The 13,683-nt window shown below is 65.8% G+C and carries 13 protein-coding genes; 10 read left to right on the plus strand and 3 right to left on the minus strand.

All coding sequences use genetic code 11. The features are described 5' to 3' along the window. Nucleotides 1-14: 14 nt before the first annotated feature. The gene (locus ACTIF6_RS01260; RefSeq protein ID WP_439586185.1) at nucleotides 15-2,087 is read right to left on the minus strand and encodes a ribonuclease catalytic domain-containing protein; all 2,073 of its coding nucleotides are present in this window, start codon (nucleotides 2,085-2,087) and stop codon (nucleotides 15-17) included. A gap of 43 nt (nucleotides 2,088-2,130) precedes the next feature. Next, complete coding sequence (locus ACTIF6_RS01265) at nucleotides 2,131-2,751, minus strand: YqiA/YcfP family alpha/beta fold hydrolase (protein WP_439586186.1); 621 nt, start codon at nucleotides 2,749-2,751, stop codon at nucleotides 2,131-2,133. 23 nt (nucleotides 2,752-2,774) lie between these two features. Here ACTIF6_RS01265 and rodA point away from each other — a divergent pair, with 23 nt between their 5' ends. The 5 genes from rodA to ACTIF6_RS01290 all read left to right on the plus strand — a co-directional run bounded on the left by rodA (nucleotide 2,775) and on the right by ACTIF6_RS01290 (nucleotide 8,053). Beyond that, on the plus strand, nucleotides 2,775-3,929 hold the full coding sequence (gene rodA / locus ACTIF6_RS01270) for a rod shape-determining protein RodA (RefSeq protein WP_439586187.1): 1,155 nt from the start codon (nucleotides 2,775-2,777) through the stop codon (nucleotides 3,927-3,929). Further along, complete coding sequence (locus ACTIF6_RS01275) at nucleotides 3,926-4,822, plus strand: NAD(P)-dependent oxidoreductase (RefSeq protein WP_439586188.1); 897 nt, start codon at nucleotides 3,926-3,928, stop codon at nucleotides 4,820-4,822. The genes rodA and ACTIF6_RS01275 overlap by 4 nt, the downstream gene beginning before the upstream one ends. A 37-nt stretch (nucleotides 4,823-4,859) precedes the next feature. Next, complete coding sequence (tldD, locus tag ACTIF6_RS01280; protein ID WP_439586189.1) at nucleotides 4,860-6,320, plus strand: metalloprotease TldD; 1,461 nt, start codon at nucleotides 4,860-4,862, stop codon at nucleotides 6,318-6,320. 209 nt (nucleotides 6,321-6,529) lie between these two features. Continuing rightward, nucleotides 6,530-7,663 (plus strand): 3-deoxy-7-phosphoheptulonate synthase, encoded by a 1,134-nt coding sequence (locus ACTIF6_RS01285; RefSeq protein ID WP_439586190.1) that lies wholly within the window; start codon nucleotides 6,530-6,532, stop codon nucleotides 7,661-7,663. Nucleotides 7,664-7,732: 69 nt separating this feature from the next. Further along, nucleotides 7,733-8,053 (plus strand): hypothetical protein, encoded by a 321-nt coding sequence (locus ACTIF6_RS01290; RefSeq protein ID WP_439586191.1) that lies wholly within the window; start codon nucleotides 7,733-7,735, stop codon nucleotides 8,051-8,053. On the opposite strand, the gene mpl is transcribed toward ACTIF6_RS01290, so the two are convergent. Next, nucleotides 8,047-9,435 (minus strand): UDP-N-acetylmuramate:L-alanyl-gamma-D-glutamyl-meso-diaminopimelate ligase, encoded by a 1,389-nt coding sequence (mpl, locus tag ACTIF6_RS01295; RefSeq protein ID WP_439586192.1) that lies wholly within the window; start codon nucleotides 9,433-9,435, stop codon nucleotides 8,047-8,049. The genes ACTIF6_RS01290 and mpl overlap by 7 nt on opposite strands. Before the next feature lie 89 nt (nucleotides 9,436-9,524). Between mpl and ACTIF6_RS01300 the strand changes: the two genes are divergently transcribed. The 5 genes from ACTIF6_RS01300 (at nucleotide 9,525) to prmA (ending at nucleotide 13,661) form a co-directional block, all read left to right on the plus strand. After that, nucleotides 9,525-10,151, plus strand: a complete 627-nt coding sequence (locus ACTIF6_RS01300; RefSeq protein WP_439586193.1) for a hypothetical protein — start codon at nucleotides 9,525-9,527, stop codon at nucleotides 10,149-10,151. Further along, nucleotides 10,148-10,675: a TlpA disulfide reductase family protein gene (locus ACTIF6_RS01305; RefSeq protein ID WP_439586194.1), complete on the plus strand. Its 528-nt coding sequence runs from the start codon at nucleotides 10,148-10,150 to the stop codon at nucleotides 10,673-10,675. The genes ACTIF6_RS01300 and ACTIF6_RS01305 overlap by 4 nt, the downstream gene beginning before the upstream one ends. Before the next feature lie 237 nt (nucleotides 10,676-10,912). Next, a complete protein-coding gene (gene accB, locus ACTIF6_RS01310) occupies nucleotides 10,913-11,377 on the plus strand; it encodes an acetyl-CoA carboxylase biotin carboxyl carrier protein (RefSeq protein WP_439586195.1) in 465 nt (154 codons plus the stop codon). Between the two features lie 15 nt (nucleotides 11,378-11,392). Further along, nucleotides 11,393-12,742: an acetyl-CoA carboxylase biotin carboxylase subunit gene (gene accC, locus ACTIF6_RS01315; protein WP_439586196.1), complete on the plus strand. Its 1,350-nt coding sequence runs from the start codon at nucleotides 11,393-11,395 to the stop codon at nucleotides 12,740-12,742. Between the two features lie 7 nt (nucleotides 12,743-12,749). After that, nucleotides 12,750-13,661 carry a 50S ribosomal protein L11 methyltransferase gene (gene prmA / locus ACTIF6_RS01320; protein ID WP_439586197.1) on the plus strand — a complete coding sequence of 304 codons (912 nt, stop codon included), beginning with the start codon at nucleotides 12,750-12,752 and terminating at the stop codon, nucleotides 13,659-13,661. Nucleotides 13,662-13,683 lie beyond the last annotated feature (22 nt).

Genomic DNA, 13,683 nt, shown 5'->3' on the forward strand with positions numbered 1-13,683 from the left:
GAACCGGGTCGCCGTCAGTGGGTCGCCGGGTCGGGCGTTTGAGGGGGCTGGGCGGTGTCCTCTGCCTCGTTCACGTCGATGGCGAGCGCCAGCGGCGCGGCCAGTTCCTCTGCGTCGCCTTCCTCGCTTGAGTCGCTTTCCTCGGCCATGTCGTCCACCGGCAGGTCCAGCCGCTCGATGACCGTGCCGTGCACGTCGAGGGTGATGTCGTCGATCTCGCCCAGGCGCACGCGCACGTGCGCGCCGCGAGGCAGGCCGTCCGAGCCCATGACCGGCAACACCAGTGGCAACGTGTCGGCACGCACCAGGTTGTCCCTGATCAGCGTGGCGGTGAGCTCGGTGGTGCCTTGCTGGCGCAGGTGCTGCAGTGTCCAGTAGCGCTCCATTCCATTCTGGAAACCGTTGTAGGCGGTGTAGGCGGCGTCGAAGGCGCTGATCACCGAGAACAGGTTGGCGTCCTTGGGCTTGAACGGTGCGGCCAGCGCCGCCGTGCGGCCGTGGCGGGCGCAGGCAATGATCTGCCACTGGTTGACCAGGTCGACGTAGCGGCGCAGGGGCGAAGTGCTCCAGGCGTAGCTTTTCACGCCGATGCCGGCGTGCGGCTGCGCCTTGGTGCCCATGCGCACCTTCACGCCCGGCGCCATGCTGGCCTGGCTGCGGTAGATGCCGGGCACGCCGCATTCGGCCAGCCAGTTGCCCCAGGTGCTGTTGGCCAGGATCATGGCCTCGGCCACCATCAGGTCCAGCGGGGCGCCCCGCTGGCGGGTGCCGATCACCACGCGCTCGTCGCCGGTCGGTTCGTTGCCTTGTACGCCTTCCAGCCGGAAGGTGTAGTCGGGACGGTTGAAGTTCTCGGGTTTGCCACGCACCACCTCGCGCTGCGCCTTCAGGTGGCACGCCAGGCGGTGGAGGAAGGCCAGGGAAGGTTGCAGGGCGGCGATCTCGGGCGTGGCGTTGTTGGCCGGGGCTTCGCCGGCCAGCCAGGCCTCGGTGATGACCGTGTCGAGCTGGTCGTGCCGCAGGTTGAGTGCGATCGGCACGCGTTCCAGCACGGTGCGGCTCTCTCGTGGCTCCAGCGTGGCCTCTTCGAAGCTCACGTACAGCGAGACCGATGGGCAATCGCGCCCGGCCATGAGCGTGTAGGCCTGCACCACCTCGTCGGGCAGCATGGTGATCTTGTGGCCGGGCATGTACACGGTGGACAGGCGGGTGCGCGCCACCTGGTCCAGCGCGCCATCGGGTTGAATGGCCAGGCCCGGCGCAGCGATGTGGATGCCCAGCGTGACAGTTCCGCTGCCCAGGCCCTGCAGCGAGAGCGCGTCGTCGATCTCCGTGGTCTGCGAGTCGTCGATCGAAAACGCCTGCACAGGCGCCAACGGCAATTCCTCGGCCACAGCGGGTGCCTGCAGCGGCGGGAAACCCGTGCCCTTGGGAAACTGGTCAAACAGAAAACGCTGCCAGTGGAACTGGTAGGCGCTGGTGATGGCGCCAGCGTTCTGCAGCAGGGTCAGCGGTGCGGTGTGGCTGAGGCGCGCCGCCTCCACCACGGCCTTGTACTCAGGCGCGTTCTTGTCGGGCCGGAAGAGGATTCGGTAGAGCTGCTCGCGCACGGGTTGCGGGCACTGGCCGGCGGCGAGTTCGGCCGCCCAGGTATCGATTTGCGCCTGCACCTGCTTCTTTTTCTCGATCGCGGCCAGCGCCTGGGCAAGGACTTCGGGCGGCGCCTTCTTGTAGCGGCCTTTGCCGGCGCGCCGGAAATAGTGAGGAGCGCCCTGCAGGCAGATCAGGGCAGCCACCTGCTCGGACGTGCCCGCGCTGGCGCTGAAGTACTCGTGCGCCAGATCGGCGAACCCGAATTCCTCTTCCGGCGCGAACTCGTAGGCCAACTCCAGTTCCATGGATTCGGCCAGGGCGGTGGCGGCGGGCATCAGCTGGGCCGGCGTGGGCTTGTCGAATCGAAGCAGGGCGTTGGCGGCCTTGACCTTGACGCGCTTGCCCGAATCGAGTTCGACTTGCAGGGAGTTTTCGGCTTCGGACAGCAGGCGGCCGGTCATCAATTTGCCGGCTTCATCAAACAGAATGTGCATGGGCGCGATTGTCCCATGCGGGGTGATGGCCAGTCCGCTGCGATCAGCCGCGAGAGAAGAGAAACTGAAGGACAGCGTCGATGTGGTCGTCGAAGTCGCTGATGGCGTGGTCGCTGCCAGGCAGCAAGCGGATGGCGCCGCCGGCGCAGAAGGCCTGCATCTCACGCCAGTCCAGCACCTCGTCGCCTTGGGCCACGACCGCAAACTGTTGATCGGGCGTGGCAGGCTGGCCAGGTGCCAGCCGCTCAATGTCTGCCTGCTGCGCCTGCAGTTCGTCCACGTAGCCCGGCTGGAAGAAAAATCGCTCTTCGGGATCGTGCCAGGCGGTCTGCTCGCCGATGTACTTCGACAGGTCGCGGGCCGGGAACGCTGCCGGGTTGAGCAGCACCGACCGGCAGCCGGTCTGGAGCGCCACCCAGCGGGCGTAGAAGCCGCCCAGCGAAGAGCCCACCACCGCCATGCCATCGCGTGGCCAGTCGGCGATGCCCTGCATCACCTGAGCCATGGCTTCTGCGGGCGAGGGCGGCAACTGCGGGCACCACCACCGAACGCCCGGGTGATCGGCGCGCACGCGCTGTGCCATCTTCTGCGCCTTCATCGATCTGGGAGACGAACGGAAGCCGTGCAGGTACAGCAGGTGGGTGGTGGGGGCAGCGGGATCCATGGAGCGAAGGATAATCGGCGTCCATGGCCGTCGTCTTTGACAAACCCACCCCCCTTCAGCGCATTGCCCCGATCTTCCAGGGCTTCGACCTGCCTCTGTTGCTGGCGATCCTGATCATGGCCGGCGCGGGCCTGCTCACCATGTATTCCGTGGGTTTCGACCATGGCACGCGCTTCGCCACTCACGGGCGAAACATGCTGCTGGCCGCGGGGGTGCTGTTCATCGTCTCGCAGATCCCACCGCACCGGCTCATGACGCTGGCCGTGCCCATCTACGTGGTCGGGGTCATGCTCCTGCTGGGTGTGGAGCTGTTCGGCATTGCGCGCAAGGGCGCCCAGCGCTGGCTCGACGTGGGCGTCGTCATCCAGCCCAGTGAGCTGCTCAAGATTGCCATGCCGCTGATGCTGGCCTGGTGGTTCCATCGCCGGGAAGGCCAGCTCAAGCCGCTGGATTTCGTGGTCGCGGGCATCCTGCTGATGTTTCCGCTGGCGCTGATCCTCAAGCAGCCCGACCTGGGTACGTCGCTGCTGGTTCTGTCCTCGGGTCTGTTCGTCATCTTCTTCGCCGGCCTGAGCTGGAAGCTCATCTTGCCGCCCGTGGTGCTGGGGAGCATCGGCATCGTGCTGCTGATCGCGTTCGAGCCACAACTCTGCATGCCTGATGTGGACTGGAAGGTGCTGCACGAATACCAGCGCCAGCGCGTGTGCACGCTGCTCGATCCCTCCAAGGACCCGTTGGGCAAAGGCTTTCACATCATCCAGGGCATGATCGCCATTGGCTCCGGTGGTATCTGGGGCAAGGGCTTCATGCAGGGCACGCAGACGCACCTGGAATTCATTCCCGAACGCACCACCGATTTCATCTATGCCGCCTTCTCCGAAGAGTTTGGTCTGATGGGCGTGCTGGCGTTGATGGCCGGTTTCCTGTTCCTCATCGCGCGCGGCCTGATCATTGCGGTGGAAGCGCCCACGCTGTTCTCGCGCCTGCTGGCCGGTGCCATCACGCTCAACATTTTCGTTTACGCCTTCGTGAACATGGGCATGGTCAGCGGCATCCTGCCCGTGGTGGGCGTGCCCTTGCCCTTCGTGAGCTACGGCGGCACGGCCATGGTGACCATGGGGGTGGGGCTGGGCATCCTGATGTCGATCGCCAAGTCCCGAAGGTTCATGCAGTCATGAGCCGCACACTGGTGGGCGTGATTGGCGTGGGGAACATGGGTGGCGCCATGGCGGAACGCCTGTGCGAGGCAGGCTGGGCCGTGACCGTGTGCGACATCGACCCGGCACGCCAGCGGCAAGCCGTCGCCGCGGGCGCCGCCCTGGTGGGTTCACCCGAGCAGGTCGCCCGTTCGCTCGCGGCTGAAAGTGCCCTGATCATCGTGGTGGTCGACGCCGTGCAGGTTCGCCATGTTCTCTGGGGACCGGGCGGTGCGGCGCAAGCCCTGCAGCCCGGCCAGACCGTGCTCCTGTGCCCCACCATCGCGCCTGAAGACGTGGAAGCCATCGCAGCCCAGCTCGCCAGCCAGGGCGTGGACTGCATCGATGCGCCGCTCTCGGGTGGGCCGGTGCGCGCCCGCGACGGACGCATGAGCCTGATGGTGGCCGCTCCAGCCGGCGTGCTGGCCCGCCACGCCAATCTGTTGTCGGCCCTGTCGGATCAGGTGATGCGCATCAGCGAGCGCGTGGGCGATGGCGCCCGCACCAAGCTGGTCAACAACCTGCTCGCCGGCATCAATCTGGTGGGCGCCGCCGAGGCCTTGGCCATGGCCGAGCGCATGGGGCTGGATCTGTCCACCACGCTGGACGTGATCGAGCGCTCCAGCGGTCAGAGCTGGATTGGCAGCGACCGCATGCGCCGCGCCGTGACGGGTGATTTCGAGCCGCGCGCTCACGTGACCCTGCTGGAAAAAGACACGCGGCTGGCGGTGGCCGCCGCGGCCGCGGCAGGATTCGAGGGCCCGCTGGGCGCACGCGCAGCCCGCGTGTTTGAACAGGCCCATGAAGCCGGCATGGCCGCGCTGGACGATGGGGCGTTGTTCGAGTTGCTGCGCCAGGGGTCGCCAAGACCCTGATGGCCGCGCGCGTGGCCAGGGTTCTTACAATGGCCCGATGATTGCTCGCGAACCCACCCTGGCCCGCCTGGCCACCGCCCAAAGTCTCCTGCTCGAACCCTTCGGCCTGAGTCCTTCGCATCTGCAGCGCGCGCTGGGCGAAATCATGTCGCACGGCGTGGACGACGCCGACCTGTATTTCCAGACCACGCGCAGCGAAGGCTGGAGCCTGGAAGAGGGCATCGTCAAGACCGGCAGCTTCAGCATTGATCAGGGTGTGGGCGTGCGTGCGGTCAGCGGCGAGAAAACGGCGTTTGCCTACTCCGACGACCTGTCTTGGGATTCGCTGCTGGATGCCGCCCACACCGTGCGCTCCATTTCAGCCCAGGGGCAGGGCCGCAAGGCGCGCGTGCCATCGAGCAAGGTGGCGAAGTCCCGCTCGCTCTACCCAGGCATCGATCCCATCGCCACGCTGGACAGCACCGCCAAGGTGGCCCTGCTGGAGAAGGTGGAGCGCCTGGCCAAGGCCAAGGACCCGCGCGTGAAGCAGGTCATGGCCGGGCTGGCCAGTGAATACGACGTGGTGCTGGTGGCGCGTGCCGACGGCACGCTGGCGGCCGATGTGCGCCCGTTGATTCGTCTTTCCGTCACCGTGATCGCCGAACAGTCGGGTCGGCGCGAATCGGGCTCTTCCGGCGGCGGTGGCCGCTACGGCCTGGCTTATTTCGATGACGCCATGGTGCAGTCTTATGTGGACGAAGCCGTGTCCTACGCGCTGACCAACCTGGATGCGCGCCCCGCGCCTGCCGGTGAAATGGTGGTGGTGCTGGGCTCGGGCTGGCCCGGCATTTTGCTGCACGAAGCCGTGGGCCATGGCCTGGAAGGCGACTTCAACCGCAAGGGCTCCAGCGCCTTCGCCGGCCGCATCGGCCAGCGCGTGGCGTCCAAGGGCGTCACCGTGCTTGACGATGGCACGATTGCCGACCGGCGTGGATCGCTCAACGTCGACGACGAAGGCCATGTCTCGCAGCGCAACGTCCTCATCGAGGACGGCATCCTGCGCGGCTATATCCAGGACGCCATGAATGCACGCCTGATGGGCGCGAAACCCACCGGCAACGGACGGCGCGAGAGCTACGCCCATGTGCCCATGCCGCGCATGACCAACACCTACATGCTCGGCGGCGACAAGGCACCTGAGGAAATCGTGGCCAGCATCAAGAAGGGCTTGTACGCCACCAACTTTGGCGGCGGCCAGGTCGACATCACCTCTGGCAAGTTCGTCTTCTCCGCCAGCCAGGCGTACTGGGTGGAAAACGGCCAGATCCAGTATCCGGTCAAGGGCGCCACGCTGGTGGGCAACGGGCCTGATGCGCTCACCCGTGTCTCCATGATCGGCAACGACATGAAGCTCGACAGCGGCGTGGGCACCTGCGGCAAGGAAGGCCAGAGCGTGCCGGTGGGTGTGGGTCAGCCCACCTTGCGCATTGATGGCTTGACAGTGGGTGGTACCGCCTGACCGGCGCTTTCAATAGCCTGTGCTACATTCCGTTCCCATGTCTTCGCGCTTCGCCTTTTTTGCCTTTTACTTCTGGTTCTCTGTCCCCGGCGGACGAGAGGCGAGGCTGTAAGCGCATCACCGAATCTCGAAACAACCGCCGGAGCCCAAAGCCCGGCGGTTTTTTTTCGTCTCTGTTCCCATCCAATCCATCCCCGAGGAGCCCCGTGATGACCGCGAAAAATGCACCCGCCAGCAGCGACGCCTGGCATGCCCGTCCTGTCGACAAGACCAGCCAGACCGACGACGAACGCATCAAGGACATCACCGTGCTGCCCCCGCCCGAACACCTCATCCGCTTCTTCCCCATTGGCGGCACGCCGGTGGAGACCCTGATCAGCCAGACCCGTCGGCGCATCCACCGCATCCTTCATGACCAGGACGATCGCCTGCTGGTGGTGATCGGTCCGTGCTCCATTCACGACCCGGCGGCCGCGCTGGATTACGCGCGCCGCCTCAAGACCGTGCGAGAAAAATACGCGGATTCGCTGGAGATCGTGATGCGCGTGTATTTCGAGAAGCCGCGCACCACAGTGGGCTGGAAGGGTCTCATCAACGATCCCTACCTGGACGAGAGCTTCCGCATCGACGAAGGCCTGCGCATCGCCCGCCAGTTGCTCATCGACATCAACCGCCTGGGCGTACCGGCGGGCAGCGAGTTCCTGGATGTGATCTCGCCGCAGTACATCGGCGACCTGATCGCATGGGGCGCCATCGGCGCACGCACCACCGAGAGTCAGGTGCACCGCGAGCTGGCCTCGGGCCTGTCGGCGCCGATCGGCTTCAAGAACGGCACCGACGGCAACATCAAGATCGCCACTGACGCCATCCAGGCCGCCTCACGCGGCCACCACTTTCTCTCGGTGCACAAGAACGGACAGGTCGCCATCGTGCAGACCAACGGCAACAAGGACTGCCATGTCATCCTGCGCGGCGGCAAGGTGCCCAACTACGATGCGGCCAGTGTGGCAACGTCGGTGAAAGAGCTGGAAGCGGCGAAGCTGCCTCCGCGCCTGATGGTGGATTGCAGCCACGCCAACAGCAGCAAGCAGCATGAGAAGCAGCTCGATGTGACGCGCGACATCGCGGACCAGATCACCGGGGGTTCGCGCAGCGTGTTCGGCGTGATGATCGAAAGCCACATCGAGGCCGGCGCACAGAAATTCACGCCGGGCAAGGACAAGGTGGCTGAACTCAAGTACGGCCAGAGCATCACCGACGCCTGCCTGGGCTGGGCCGACTCGCTCCAGGCGCTGGAAGTCCTGTCGAATGCGGTGCTGGCTGCCCGGCGCGCGAAGGGCTGAGCCATCGGGGTTTCACGGGTGTGATGGCGAAGATGGGCGGTTCACAATGCACACAACAGGAGAAACGCCATGCGCAGCCAAGTCATCGTGAGCTGGGGTGAGCCGTCCACCTACCACTTCGACCTCGAAGAAGTGCAGCCCATGCCACACGACCTCGCGCGTCACTGGCTCGATGAGCAGTTCACCGAACTGGGCTGCGACCCGATCCGGCCCACCGGCAAGGTGCTCACGGCCGACAAGATCCTGTGTGTGGCGCAGGCCGCGGGCGAGGCGCGCTTTCGGGATGCGGCCCAAAGGCCATGGGCCATGGCCTTTGCGCGCGCGGCCAGTGCGGCGCTGGCCAAACCCGTGGTGTCCGTGGACGTGCCTGGGCAGGCGCTGAGCTACTGAGCTTTTAGGGCGTCGAGCAGGCGCTGGTGCACGCCGCCGAAGCCGCCATTGCTCATGCACACAATGTGGTCGCCGGCGCGCGCCGCAGCGCTCACCAGGTCCACCAGTTCGTCGATGTTGTGGGCCACCAGCGCGCGCGAGCCCATGGGCGCCAGGGCCTCGGTGGCGTCCCAGTCCAGCCCGCCGGAATGGCAGAACGCCAGATCGGCCGCCTCCAGGCTCCAGGGCAGTTGCGATTTCATGGTGCCCAGCTTCATGGTGTTGCTGCGCGGTTCGAACACGGCGAGGATGCGACCCGGCGAGGTGCCCAACCGGCGGTGCAGGCCGTCGAGCGTGGTGCGGATGGCGGTGGGATGGTGGGCGAAATCGTCGTAGACGGTGATCTCGCCGCCGGGCCGCGCCACGGTGCCGCGCACTTCCATGCGGCGGCGCACGTTTTCGAATGAGGCCAACGAGCGCGCCGCATCGGCTGGTGACACGCCCACATGCTCGGCCGCCGCGATGGCCGCCAGCGCGTTGAGCTGGTTGTGAGTGCCCGTGAGTGCCCACTCCACCCGACCCACCGATTGACCCCTGTGCAGCACATCGAAGGCGTGCGGCTCGCCATGCGCGGTGAAGTCGCTCACCGCCGCGCCGAAGCTGCGCAGCTCGCTCCACAGGCCCTTGTGCAGCACACGCTCCAGACTGTCTTCGAAGCCATTCACCACCACGCGGCCGGTGGACGGCACGGTGCGAACAAGATGGTGGAACTGGCGCTCGATCGCGGGCAGATCGTCAAAGATGTCGGCGTGATCGAATTCGAGGTTGTTCAGGATCGCGGTGCGCGGCCGGTAGTGCACGAACTTGCTGCGCTTGTCGAAGAAAGCAGTGTCGTACTCATCGGCTTCAATCGTGAAGGTATTGCCTGCGCCGAGTCGCGCTGACACGCCGAAATTCATGGGCACGCCGCCGATCAGGAAACCAGGCTGCAGGCCGGCAGATTCCAGGATCCACGTCAGCATGGCGGTGGTGGTGGTCTTGCCATGCGTGCCGGCCACCGCCAGCACATGGCGCCCTTGCAGCACATGCTCTGCCAGCCACTGCGGCCCGCTGGTGTAGGCCGCGCCGCTGTCCATGATGGCTTCCATCAAGGGGAACTTGGGCGTGCCGTCGGCCTGCCGGGCTCGGCTGACGACGTTGCCCACCACGAACAGGTCGGGCTTGAGAGCGAGTTGATCGGCCCCGAAGCCTTCGATGAGATCGATGCCCAGTGCTCGCAACTGGTCGCTCATGGGGGGATACACGCCGGCGTCGCAGCCGGTGACGCGGTGTCCTGCTTCGCGGGCCAGGGCTGCCAGGCCGCCCATGAAGGTGCCGCAAATGCCCAGAATGTGAATGTGCATCTGGCGATTCTAGGGGGCTGGCGCGTGGTCCCTGCGGGTATCCCGGCTTGCTGGGCACTCGACGGTTCAAGCGGGCACAATCGCTTCCCATGGATCTGCGCCGAGATGACATCACCGCCGAGATCGCCGCCGTGGCCGCTCGCTTCGTGGTCGACGAAGGCCTGGAGTACGCTGCCGCCAAGCGCCGCGCGGTCAAACAGCTGGGCCTGCCTGCGCGCACCGCGCTGCCGGACAACGCGACCCTGGACGCCGCGGTGCGCGAGGACATCGCGGTGTTCTGCGCCGACACCCAGCCCGGAGAACTGCGCGCGCTGCGCGAAGTGGCCCTGGTGTGGATGGATCGGCTGCAGGCCTTCCGACCGCACCTGGGAGGTGCCGTGTGGCATGGCACCGCCACACGCCACAGCGATGTGTACATCCAGCTCTTCTGCGACGATTCCAAGGCGCCCGAATGGGCGTTGCTGGATCACCGGGTGGAATACCACCCTGGCGAAGTGCCTGGGTGGCGTGGCGAACCAGTGCAGGCCTTGAGCCTGCGCGACCGCAGCGAAGCCTTGGGCCAATGGGTGCTGGTGCACCTGATGGTGCATGAACACGACGACATGCGAGGCGCCTTGAAATCCGATGCGCAGGGCCGCAAGCCGCGTGGCGATGCGATGGCGCTGCGCCGTCTCATGGTCGATCAAGGGGAAGCGCGCGATGAGGCGGCCGCATGAAGCTGCAGCGTCGCACGCTCTGGATGGCGGGCGTGGCCCTGGCCGCGGCCGGCACGGGTGCCTGGTGGTCCGAACGCCGACTGCGGCTTCAGCCCGTGCTGGACGCGTCGGAAGCGGCCTTCTGGCAGGGCGAGTTCGAAGGCCCGCATGGCGAGAAAGTGCGCGTGGCTGATTTCCGTGGTCGGCCGTTGCTGGTGAACTTCTGGGCCACGTGGTGCCCGCCCTGTGTGGAAGAGCTGCCGATGCTCAACGCCTTTCACCAGGCGCAGGCAGCGCGCGGCTGGCAGGTGCTGGGCCTGGCGGTGGACCAGCCCAGCGCGGTGCGTGGGTTCCTGAAGAAGCTGCCGCTGAATTTTCCGGTGGGCATGGCTGGCTTCGATGGAACCGAGCTCAGCCGCACGCTGGGCAATCCCGCAGGGGCCTTGCCCTTCACCGTGGTCTTCGGCGCTTCGGGTGAGGTGTTGCACCGCAAACTCGGCAAGGTCTCCGACGCCGACTTGAACCAGTGGGCTGAACTGGGGTAACCGAGCGACCTTTGGTCAACCCGCAGCAACTGGCGTGCAAATCGGGGTAAATTCCGACTTCTTGCAAAAAAGCGGCATGGCGGAGGTGGCTCGATCAGATTTCGAGACCACCTCGGACCGAGGCAGCAAATGCCTTGCTCTCGTGTACACTGCGGCACCCCGGCGGATTGATGGGCTTTTACTTCGAGGAAGTTGAATGCTTTTAGATCAATTTGACCGAAATTCGTTGGAGAAATCATGGATTTAAGAAAACTGAAGACGCTGATCGACCTCGTCTCCGAGTCGAACGTGTCGGAACTCGAGATCACCGAAGCCGAAGGCAAGGTTCGCATCGTCAAGAGTGCGCCTGTTGCCACGGCTGCCCCCATCACCTACAGCATGGCACCCGCGCCCGTGGCTCCCCAGGTGGTGCCGGTGGTGGAGACGGCACCTGCACCGGTGACCGCGTCGGCGCCAGCTGCGCCTGCGGGACACACCGTGAAGTCGCCCATGGTGGGCACCTTCTACCGGGCATCGAGCCCGGGTGCCAAGCCCTTCGTCGAAGTGGGCGACACCATCAAGGAAGGCGAAACCATCTGCATCGTCGAGGCCATGAAGATCCTCAACGAGATCGAAGCCGACAAGTCCGGCACCGTCACCCAGATCCTGGTGGAAAACGGCCAGGCGGTGGAATACGGTCAACCCCTCTACGTGATCGAATAAAGAAGCCCCGATCCCATGTTCAAGAAAATCCTGATCGCCAACCGGGGAGAGATCGCGCTGCGTGTCCAGCGCGCCTGCCGGGAAATGGGCATCAAGGCGGTGATGGTGTATTCCGAGGCGGACCGTGACGCCAAGTACGTGCGCCTGGCCGACGAAGCGGTCTGCATCGGTCCGGCGGCAAGTGCCCAGAGCTATCTGAGCATGCCGGCCATCATCTCTGCCGCCGAAGTGACCGACGCCGAGGCCATTCACCCCGGCTACGGCTTCCTCTCGGAGAACGCCGACTTCGCCGAGCGCGTCGAGAAGAGTGGCTTCACTTTCATCGGCCCCACGCCGGACTCGATCCGCACCATGGGCGACAAGGTCTCGGCCAAGCAGGCCATGATCCGCGCCGGGGTGCCCTGCGTGCCGGGTTCCGAGGGCGCGCTGCCCGATGACCCGGTGGTGATCAAGCGCACCGCCAAGGCGGTGGGCTATCCCGTGATCATCAAGGCCGCGGGCGGCGGCGGTGGGCGCGGCATGCGCGTGGTGCACACCGAGGCGGCGCTGCTGCACGCGGTGCAGACCACCAAGGCGGAAGCGGGCGCAGCCTTCGGCAATCCCGAGGTCTACATGGAGAAATTTCTCCAGAACCCGCGCCACATCGAGATCCAGATCCTGGCCGACCAGCACCGCAACGCGGTGTACCTCGGCGAGCGCGATTGCTCCATGCAGCGCCGCCATCAGAAGGTCATTGAGGAAGCGCCCGCACCCGGCATTCCGCGCCGCCTGATCGAGAAGATCGGTGAGCGCTGCGCGGCGGCGTGCAAGAAGATCGGCTATCGGGGTGCTGGCACCTTCGAGTTCCTGTTCGAGAACGGCGAGTTCTACTTCATCGAGATGAACACGCGCGTGCAGGTGGAGCACCCGGTGACCGAATGGATCACGGGCATCGACATCGTGCGCACACAGATCGCCGTGGCCGCTGGCGAGAAGCTGCCGTTCACGCAGCGGCAGATCCAGTTGCGCGGGCATGCGATCGAGTGCCGCATCAACGCCGAGGACGCCTACAAGTTCACGCCTTCGCCCGGCCGCATCACAACCTGGCATCCGCCGGGCGGTCCTGGCGTGCGCGTGGACTCGCACGCCTACGCCAACTACTTCGTGCCGCCCAACTACGACTCCATGATCGGCAAGATCATCGTGCATGGCGACACGCGCGAACAGGCGCTGGCGCGCATGCGCACGGCACTGGCCGAAACCGCGATCGAGGGCATCAAGACCAACATCCCGCTGCACCGCGAACTGATGGTGGACGCCAGCTTCGTCGCCGGTGGCACCAACATTCACTACCTGGAAGAGTGGCTGTCCCAACGTGAGCGCTGAAGCCTCCATGCTGACCCTGCCACCGGCAGGGACGCTTTTCGAACTGGTGCTCCTCGTGCCCGAGGCGGCCGTGGACGACGTGGGCGATGCCTTCGTCGCGCTGGATGCGCTGAGCGTCTCGGTGGAAGACGCCGATGCCATGACGGACGCGGAATCGGCCTTGTTCGGCGAACCCGGCATGCCGCCGCCCAAGGGTGGCTGGCAGCGCTCGCGTGTGGTGGCCCTCTTTCCTACCGAAGCTGCGGCCAAGGAAGCGGCTGCCTTGCTCAAGCTGCAGGATTTCTTTGAAGGCTGCGTGGTGCAAGGCGTGCGCGCTGTGCTCGAGCAGGACTGGGTGCGGCTGACGCAATCGCAGTTCGAACCGGTGGCGATCACGCCCGAGTTCTGGATCGTGCCCACCTGGCACGAGCCGCCTGCGGCCGCGCAGAAGGTGATCCGGCTCGACCCCGGCTTGGCCTTCGGTACCGGTACCCATCCCACCACGCGCATGTGCCTGCGCTGGATCGCGAAACATCCGCCCACGGATCAACGCGTGCTCGACTACGGCTGCGGTTCGGGCATTCTCGCCATCGGCGCAGCGAAGTTCGGTGCGCGTCAGATCATTGCGGTGGACATCGACCCTTCGGCGGTCGAGTCGACCCGTCTCAACGCCGAGGCCAACCAGGTGCGGCTCGACGCCGGCTTGCCGAACGCGGCCACGGGCGAACACGACCTGGTGCTGGCCAACATCCTGGCCACACCGTTGCGGGTGTTGGCACCGCTGCTTTGTGCCCATGTTCGACAGGGCGGACACCTGGTGCTCGCTGGCATTCTCACGCGCCAGCTGGATGAACTTCGCAGCGCCTACGCGCCGTGGGTCGCACTGGACGTGAGCGACGAAGAGGACGGCTGGATCCTCATGACCGCACGCAAGGCCTGAGGTGTCGGGCGGCGCCCGCCTG

It is taken from the genome of Hydrogenophaga sp. (assembly GCF_051860785.1).
Lineage (GTDB): Bacteria > Pseudomonadota > Gammaproteobacteria > Burkholderiales > Burkholderiaceae_C > Hydrogenophaga.

Bases quoted from the DNA above. Each gene is read 5' to 3' on its own strand.
- ACTIF6_RS01260 (WP_439586185.1), bottom strand. From the start codon at position 2,087: ATGCACATTCTGTTTGATGAAGCCGGCAAATTGATGACCGGCCGCCTG.
- ACTIF6_RS01265 (WP_439586186.1), bottom strand. From the start codon at position 2,751: ATGGATCCCGCTGCCCCCACCACCCACCTGCTGTACCTGCACGGCTTC.
- rodA (WP_439586187.1), top strand. From the start codon at position 2,775: ATGGCCGTCGTCTTTGACAAACCCACCCCCCTTCAGCGCATTGCCCCG.
- ACTIF6_RS01275 (WP_439586188.1), top strand. From the start codon at position 3,926: ATGAGCCGCACACTGGTGGGCGTGATTGGCGTGGGGAACATGGGTGGC.
- tldD (WP_439586189.1), top strand. From the start codon at position 4,860: ATGATTGCTCGCGAACCCACCCTGGCCCGCCTGGCCACCGCCCAAAGT.
- ACTIF6_RS01285 (WP_439586190.1), top strand. From the start codon at position 6,530: ATGACCGCGAAAAATGCACCCGCCAGCAGCGACGCCTGGCATGCCCGT.
- ACTIF6_RS01290 (WP_439586191.1), top strand. From the start codon at position 7,733: ATGCGCAGCCAAGTCATCGTGAGCTGGGGTGAGCCGTCCACCTACCAC.
- mpl (WP_439586192.1), bottom strand. From the start codon at position 9,435: ATGCACATTCACATTCTGGGCATTTGCGGCACCTTCATGGGCGGCCTG.
- ACTIF6_RS01300 (WP_439586193.1), top strand. From the start codon at position 9,525: ATGGATCTGCGCCGAGATGACATCACCGCCGAGATCGCCGCCGTGGCC.
- ACTIF6_RS01305 (WP_439586194.1), top strand. From the start codon at position 10,148: ATGAAGCTGCAGCGTCGCACGCTCTGGATGGCGGGCGTGGCCCTGGCC.
- accB (WP_439586195.1), top strand. From the start codon at position 10,913: ATGGATTTAAGAAAACTGAAGACGCTGATCGACCTCGTCTCCGAGTCG.
- accC (WP_439586196.1), top strand. From the start codon at position 11,393: ATGTTCAAGAAAATCCTGATCGCCAACCGGGGAGAGATCGCGCTGCGT.
- prmA (WP_439586197.1), top strand. From the start codon at position 12,750: ATGCTGACCCTGCCACCGGCAGGGACGCTTTTCGAACTGGTGCTCCTC.